Source organism: Mucilaginibacter sp. (assembly GCF_028287845.1).
Taxonomy (GTDB): domain Bacteria; phylum Bacteroidota; class Bacteroidia; order Sphingobacteriales; family Sphingobacteriaceae; genus Mucilaginibacter.
The window spans coordinates 1-7,370 of record NZ_JAQBOW010000165.1 but is presented as its reverse complement, the minus strand read 5'-3'; the positions used below and the strand labels follow the sequence as shown (position 1 = coordinate 7,370).

Here is a 7,370-nt window from a genome sequence, read left to right as displayed (position 1 = left end):
GGTATTGGAGCTGGTGCCAGATATGGAGAATTTCTCTTTCCCTTTAAATTTGTTATACAAAAGCTGGCTCTCATAATTGTCTTGCGTACCTATGCCTCCATACAATTTGCCAAAATAACCGTTCTTTGAGTTTTCCTTCAGCTTAATATTAATGGTTTTTGTTTTTTGCCCGTCATCAATACCGGTAAAGGTGGCCTGGTCGCTTTTCTTGTCGTAAAGTTGCACTTTGTCTACCATGTCAGCACGTATGTTTTTGGTAACCAGGGTAGGGTCATCGCCAAAAAACTCCTCGCCATCAACCAATACCTTACTTACCGTTTGCCCTTGCGCGGTAATTTTGCCGTCTTTATCAACCTGTATGCCAGGCAATTGTTTTAGCAGGTCTTCAACCTTGGCATTGGGCTGTATAACATAGGCGTTGGCATTAAATTCGGTAGTATCACCTTTTATTTTTATGGCTCTGGCAGATCCTTTAATAATAACGTCCTGCAGCAGGCGCGATTTAAGTATCATGCTGAGCTTGCCAAAATCATGCGATGGCTCAACTTTTTCATCTAACGTAAACCCTTCGGTATAATCGGCATAGCCGGGGTATGATAATACCAGTATAAATTTACCTTTAGCAAGATCATTAATGGCAAAAGATCCGTCGGGTTTTGCCCGTGTAAATTTGCGCAGGATAGAATCTTTGGCATTTAACACCATGATGGTGGCGTTTGTTAAAATTCTCTTTTCAGCGGTATCAACTGTAGCGCCTTTGATGGAATAAGAGCTTTGTGCTTTTACTGTTAACGCGAATAGCAAAAGCAAAGCAATGGACGAAATTGTGATTTTCATTTGGTAGGATGTGGGTTGGTTTAGGCTTGGTTGGTTAAATATTTATCATAGTATTTAATTATAATGCAAGGTATGATGCCGATTTGCGTCGGCTAAATAATTGTGATGAAACACCTTTATAAAGTGACGAATCATCATTTATTTATTAATAATATCCAGAAATATAAAAAAGGTTACGCCATGCGGCGGCGACACTGTAAATAGCGATGTGATTTTCATTTTATTGAGTATTAGGTATAAGATATTGGTGTTAGGTTATTGGTATTAGGTATAATTGGTATTAGGTTATTAGTATAAGGTATTGATAAGGCTAATATATAACTAAAAATTTAGTAATATAAAATATTTAACATTTTTAACACTTATCTGTCTATAAGACAACATAAAAACTAAAGTGTTACAGTTTGCTGCTAAGGTTTAATTTAAATGCTGCAATTGCTTAAATGATTTGCCGTTTAGCGTTACCGTAGCGCTGTCTGTATAATTATAAGTAGCGTTGGCAATTAGGTTAAATAGTTTCAGATCGCTTTTGCCAATGATGTTAAAACGGGCCGCCTTGATCCGGTTATCGCCATGAACAGTTATAGTAGCCTTGCTATCGCCGGTACTTGCATCTAATTTACCCAATGAATTTTTGCTTAATTCAATTTCTGTAAACTTATTGGCGTGTATGATCATCATATCCTGAGTAAAGCCGCTAACCGTAGTTTTACCATCTGTAAGCCAGTCGGGTAAAATATGCGGGGTTGTAGTTATAACGCTCACAGAAGGGCAGATAATAGTAACGCCTGTTTGAAAATAGCGGGCATTTTTTTCTTTATTATCTATATAAAGGGTATTGTTGCGTTGGGTAATAACTACTTTGTCTTTTAAATATTTATTTACCCAAACTTCAAATTTAGGGCCCTTTTCAATATTTATGCTAAGCGTGTTGCCTACGTTATTTTGTACCGCGTTAAAGCTATTTAATGCGGTATGTTCCATGTTATAAAAACGACTTTTATAATCGCCTTTCACATATTCGGCCTTTAATTGAAAATCATATATAGCTAAATAGGCAAACATGATAAATGTTGCTGCAAGTAGTAATTTATTACTTGTTTTCATGATAAGTATTTTTAATTATTGTAAATTTTTAATTTGAAATCTTCGTAACGTTTTTGCACCTCGTCAAGGCTAATATCCAACAGGTAAAGGCTCCTGAAAAAGTCAGGAAGCTCCTGTTGCATGAAGCGCTCTTTGCGAATGCTCTTTATTTTTTCGATAGCGTCGGCTGTTACAAAGAGACCCAGGCCACGTTTATTAAATATAATTTCGTGCTGTTGTAAGTATTCGTAGGTACGCATTACCGTGTTGGGGTTTACCTGCAACTCCACAGCCAGTTCACGTACAGACGGTACTTTTTCTTCGGGTAGCCATTTGCCCAATGTTATATGCTCGCTCACGTAATCTGCAATTTGCAGATATATAGCTTCCTTATCTTTAAAATTCATATTATATTTCCTTTTCCTTTAATCTAAAGAATGCACTTGCCCAAAATAGAACCACCACTATAGCTAGCATCACCAGGTTAGTATTCATCATGCTATCAGTAGGATTAATGTAAAAATAGTTTTTACCTTCAATGTAAAATGCCGATCCGTATGCTTTCCCATGCAGATCCTTCACATCAGTTACCAGGTGCAACAGTGGGTCGTTAATTATTATAGAAAATATGAGGTAGATAAAAAATACAAAAGCGGTTTTTATGAAATGCAGTTTCTCAAAAAATATGGCTCCCCAGATAGCAAATGCATGAAATATAGCAAATATCAAAAAACCGGCCTATGCATTTTGCTCGGGATCAAAAATGTTGACTAACTTGTTTGGCTCATGAACAGGCGGGACACTGACACTGATGATTGCCCAATCGACAACATAAAATACGCCAACCAATACCAATTGAAATATGATGTATGAATATATCCACGACACCAGGAACTTTTCAAAATGTGATGCAGGTAAGGTAAGTACCCCTGTAGCTTTTCTTTTATTGCCCAGCTCTGTAAAAGTTAAACTGGTAAATATACCGCCGGCACCGGCAATCAAATAAATAAACATGATGGATTGCATTTGCAGGGGTAAACGCCCGCCGCTGGAGTAAGCGGCAAAACCCATCAATGCGGCAGCTATGCCCGCCAACACGGCCGTAGATAACAGATTTGTTTTTGCATGCTCCAAACTGTGCTTTTTAAAAAGCGGTATAAAACGTTTTAAGTTAAAGGTATTATTCATGGCCGGGTTTGTTTAGGATATCTATCAATTGTGTATTATTAGAAATGATGGCATTAAACAGCAATTCCATATCAACTTTATTGTAGCTCTCGTCGTTGCTTTCTGTTATGGCGTTAAGACCCATCATGCTTTCCTCGGCGTAAATATAATCTGTGCCGGTTGTAGGAATAATGCTGAAACTTATTCTTTCGGCAATTTCATCCAGGCTTTTGGCAACCACAATTTGTTGGTTATGCAGCACCAGTACAGCATCAATCAGGTTATCCAGATCGCGCACCTGGTGGGTTGATATAATGATGCAGCGATTTTCGGTTAACGCAGCCGCGATAATTTTACGAAACTGGGTTTTCGACGGAATGTCTAAACCATTGGTAGGTTCGTCCATCACTAACAAGGATGTATTGGTTGATAAACCAAAAGCAATGATCACTTTTTTTTGCTGACCGAATGATAGTTTGGTTAACAGTTTATCTGTAGGTACATCAAACTCTTTAAGAATAGTTATATACTGCCCGTGATCAAATTGAGGATAAAAATGCGCCGTACTATCAGCAAATTGTTTGGCATTTACGGCCGGCAGATATACCTCCTCGGGTACAAAAAATAGTTCCTGTAAAAAAGAGGGTAATCTTTTATCAGAACTTATACCGTTTACAGTGCAAGTGCCTGCCCACGGAAAAACCAGTCCGGCTATATTTTTAAGCAGGGTAGATTTACCCGCGCCATTCATACCCAGCAAGCCATAAATATGGCCGGGTTGCAGGGTCAGGTTTAAATTATCAAATAATTTTTGCTTGCCGTACCCAAAAGTTAATTGCGATATTTTGATCATATTGGTGTATTAGTTAGATAGTACACTGCAAATGTAATTAATGATTTTACATTACCAAATATTTTTATAAATATTTGATAATTAGTTAGAACGCGTGCCGTTGACTCACCCCGCGGCACTTCGTGCGCGACCCTCTTTTCCGCGAAGCGAAGAGGGTCGACAAGCGTAGCGATGTCGGGGTGAGTAACCGCCATATTAATTAACTCAACCTATAACAAAAATGCCTTATAATAAGATTGTGCATAGTTGCCCCAGCTTTTCATAGCTCCGTCAAGCGTTGCCCTGAAAGTTTTGTTGGTAGCTACTTTGCCTTTTTTAGGTGGTATCAGTGTAGTTTCGGGTATTTTTATGTCATTTACTTTGGTGGCGCGCCAAATAATATTTTCGTGCGGCAGGGCCACTTGCAATATCATTCCCGGTAAGCCGGTGAAAGATTCGGGCCCACCTGAAACCAGTATTTTATCAGTATAAAACGCTACTACATAAACCGAGTCTAATATCAGCGCGTTGGCCCTGCGGCAGGTATAGCCGGCAATTTCACGGGTTTCGTCGGTAATTTTCCAGTTAATTTTACGTGTGCTGTCCTTTAACAAAAAGGTTTCTTCAAAAACACCTTTTTGTGCCACGCTGCTGCCTGTTGCTACATCAGTATAAATGGTGTTGTTTTGCTCGGCGGCAGTTACGTAACCGAATGAGCCGTTTTGATTTTCATTTACAATAGGTACAAATAAGGTTTTATTGTAGCCAAACGTTAGCGTACTTTTAAGTACTTTAAATTGAGGCTGTGTTTTTTTTAACTGATCAAACACAGGCTTCATATAGGCTTCATTATCCTTGTTGATGTTCCTGCTAAAAATGGCATAGATATTTGAACTTTTTTCAAACTCAATAGTGCCCGAAGTAATGAAATGTGAGTCCTGTGCCAGCGCAAAATTACCCGACAGCAGTAAACAGCAAATTGTTGTAATTAATATATTTTTCATAGCTATAATTATTTTGTTGCTGGCGCCCCTGCGCCCATTTTTGTAAAATCCCAGGTAACTGATAACATAAAATATCTCCTGATGGTGTTATAACTGGTTTCGGTTATCATAGCGCCATAGGCATTCCGATTGTATCCTATGTTTTGATTTAGCAGGTCATTGCCTGTAATGGATAGCTTAAGATTACTCTCTTTTAAAAAAGCTTTGCTTAAAGTTGCGTTCAGGTTAGAGTGATACACTTCCTGGTTAAACACTTCTGATTTGCCGGTATAGGTAAAGTCAAGATCAGAGCTAATCTGCATTTTACCCGGCAGGTAAATATTTATATAGCTATAACCATTAAAACCTCTGCTGTTATTGCTGCTACCGGGTTTTTGCAATGATGATTCGCTTACATTAAAACGAGGGCCAAAAAAGAAGTAAAAATCATACTTCTTTTGCATGTATTTGCTGATGTCTAACCCACCCGAATAGCTTGAACTGTTGGTAGTATTTAACACGTTGTTAACCATGTTATAAGAAATATTTGAATTGATATTTGTATTAAGCCCGATATTAATATCTGGACCTGCTATTTTACGTCTTACCCCACCATATATATAATAGTTATGCGGCGTTTTACCGCTAAGATTAAAAAATTGCGAGGTTGTTTTACCCGCGGCATCGGTACTGGTATTGCTTACAATTTGGTTTATAGTATAATTATAGCTGCCTTGTACATATATACTTTGCCCGCTTAATACCTTATAAGAGTTATATCCACCACTAATATTATTGGTGAATGATGGACTAAGATCAGGGTTGCCTAAAGTAATATAAAACGGATTGGTATTGTTTTTTAATGGTTGTATCTGGTTTATAGACGGTTGATTGGTATTGCCATTATAATTTAAGCGTATAGATTGCTGTTGCGAAAATTTATATTGATAGCTGGCCTGCGGGCTCCAGTTAATAAATTGCCTTTTAAAAATATCGCCGGTGTATTCATCAATTTGTGTGTAGGTAACATCAGATGCGCGGGTGCCAAAATTTAAAACAGTTTTGCCTTTATTATAATTAAATACGGCCCCCACTTGATTGGCCAACTGATCAAACTTAAAGTTGTTGCTAAAGGCAGGATCAAGTATATCATAGTTTCCGCCGGACGATTTGTTGAATGATTTCTGATCGGAAATACTATTATTAATATTCACGCCATAATTAAATATAAGCGAGAAGTATTTAGAAAGGGGCTCGGTATAGGTTATGTTTGAATTGAATATTTTATTACGGTTTAAGCCGGTTTTATATTGGTCTATATGTTGTGTACTATCCACCGCGCCGGTTACTGTGTTATAGAAATTAGCGTCAGATTTTAAATAGTTTTTGGTATCATTATTATTTATCGATTCACTTAACAAAACAGAAAATGTGCGGCCCTTTTTCTTTAGCTTTTTAGTGTAAAAAGCACTTGCGTTATAATTATGCTGGTCGGCATTATTGTTAAGATCGCGGGTGCTGTTATTCAGCAAAGTATCAGCCCCTCTTGTGCTTGAATACACATAGTCGGTTTTACTTTTTGTGTTTTTATAGGTAGCATCAAAAGTTAATTTAAGGTTTGATGTAGTATCGAAAGTAACCTGGTAAATCCCATCAATTTTTTGCCTGAAGGTAGAGTTATGGAAGGTTTGATTCTCTACACTGTTTATTACACTATTAGGCAGGTTGTTTTGCGTTCTGGTGGTTTTAGTACCGTCAATATCCAGCGCGCCCAATTTATAATTAGCATTTACAGATTGCTTATCGCTGTTCCATTTATTATCATAATGCACCCCGCCGGTATTGGCCTTTGGTATGCCCTGTCCGTTATAGTTCAGGTCATTGCCATTGCCCGAAAAATATATATTGCCATTATCAGCAACCTGTACATTGCTGGCATCGCCATATTTTTGGTTATCGTCCCAGCTAAGGCCGGTTTTGGCGGTATTGGAGCTGGTGCCGTATATAGAGAATTTCTCTTTCCCTTTAAATTTGTTATACAAAAGCTGGCTTTCATAATGGTCTTGCGTACCTATGCCTCCATACAATTTGCCAAAATAACCGTTCTTTGCGTTTTCTTTCAGCTTAATATTAATGGTTTTGGTTTTTTGCCCGTCATCAATACCGGTAAAGGTGGCCTGGTCGCTTTTCTTGTCGTAAAGCTGCACTTTGTCTACCATATCGGCACGTATATTTTTGGTCACCAGGGTAGGGTCATCGCCAAAAAACTCCTCGCCGTCAACCAATACCTTACTAACCGTTTGCCCTTGCGCGGTAATTTTTCCGTCTTTATCAACCTGTATGCCAGGTAATTGTTTTAGCAGGTCCTCAACCTTGGCATTGGGTTGTGTAACATAGGCGTTGGCATTAAATTCGGTAGTATCACCTTTTATTTTTATGGCCCTGGCAGATCCTTTAATAATAAC

General features: G+C 38.1%; 8 protein-coding genes. All 8 read right to left on the bottom strand.

Annotation, left to right across the window (positions count from 1 at the left end; all coding sequences use genetic code 11):
• A partial coding sequence (locus tag JWP71_RS17295) for a carboxypeptidase-like regulatory domain-containing protein (RefSeq protein WP_299502586.1) occupies positions 1–837 on the bottom strand: 837 nt, incomplete at its 3' end.
• 417 nt (positions 838–1,254) lie between these two features.
• Complete coding sequence (locus tag JWP71_RS17290) at positions 1,255–1,944, bottom strand: hypothetical protein (RefSeq protein WP_299502584.1); 690 nt, start codon at positions 1,942–1,944, stop codon at positions 1,255–1,257.
• A gap of 11 nt (positions 1,945–1,955) precedes the next feature.
• Positions 1,956–2,330 (bottom strand): GntR family transcriptional regulator, encoded by a 375-nt coding sequence (locus tag JWP71_RS17285; protein ID WP_299502582.1) that lies wholly within the window; start codon positions 2,328–2,330, stop codon positions 1,956–1,958.
• 1 nt (position 2,331) lies between these two features.
• Positions 2,332–2,652 (bottom strand): hypothetical protein, encoded by a 321-nt coding sequence (locus JWP71_RS17280; protein WP_299502580.1) that lies wholly within the window; start codon positions 2,650–2,652, stop codon positions 2,332–2,334.
• Positions 2,653–2,661: 9 nt separating this feature from the next.
• Positions 2,662–3,111, bottom strand: coding sequence for a hypothetical protein (locus tag JWP71_RS17275; protein WP_299502578.1), 450 nt, complete (start codon positions 3,109–3,111; stop codon positions 2,662–2,664).
• A complete protein-coding gene (locus tag JWP71_RS17270; protein WP_299502576.1) occupies positions 3,104–3,943 on the bottom strand; it encodes an ABC transporter ATP-binding protein in 840 nt (279 codons plus the stop codon). The genes JWP71_RS17275 and JWP71_RS17270 overlap by 8 nt, the downstream gene beginning before the upstream one ends.
• A gap of 209 nt (positions 3,944–4,152) precedes the next feature.
• Complete coding sequence (locus JWP71_RS17265; RefSeq protein ID WP_299502575.1) at positions 4,153–4,926, bottom strand: GLPGLI family protein; 774 nt, start codon at positions 4,924–4,926, stop codon at positions 4,153–4,155.
• An 8-nt stretch (positions 4,927–4,934) separates the two neighbouring features.
• Positions 4,935–7,370: outer membrane beta-barrel protein (locus JWP71_RS17260; protein WP_299502574.1), on the bottom strand; the 2,436-nt coding region annotated here is incomplete at its 5' end.

What these genes read in the sequence shown, in the direction of transcription:
- JWP71_RS17290 (WP_299502584.1), bottom strand. Translation starts at nt 1,944, where the DNA reads ATGAAAACAAGTAATAAATTACTACTTGCAGCAACATTTATCATGTTT.
- JWP71_RS17285 (WP_299502582.1), bottom strand. Translation starts at nt 2,330, where the DNA reads ATGAATTTTAAAGATAAGGAAGCTATATATCTGCAAATTGCAGATTAC.
- JWP71_RS17275 (WP_299502578.1), bottom strand. Translation starts at nt 3,111, where the DNA reads ATGAATAATACCTTTAACTTAAAACGTTTTATACCGCTTTTTAAAAAG.
- JWP71_RS17270 (WP_299502576.1), bottom strand. Translation starts at nt 3,943, where the DNA reads ATGATCAAAATATCGCAATTAACTTTTGGGTACGGCAAGCAAAAATTA.
- JWP71_RS17265 (WP_299502575.1), bottom strand. Translation starts at nt 4,926, where the DNA reads ATGAAAAATATATTAATTACAACAATTTGCTGTTTACTGCTGTCGGGT.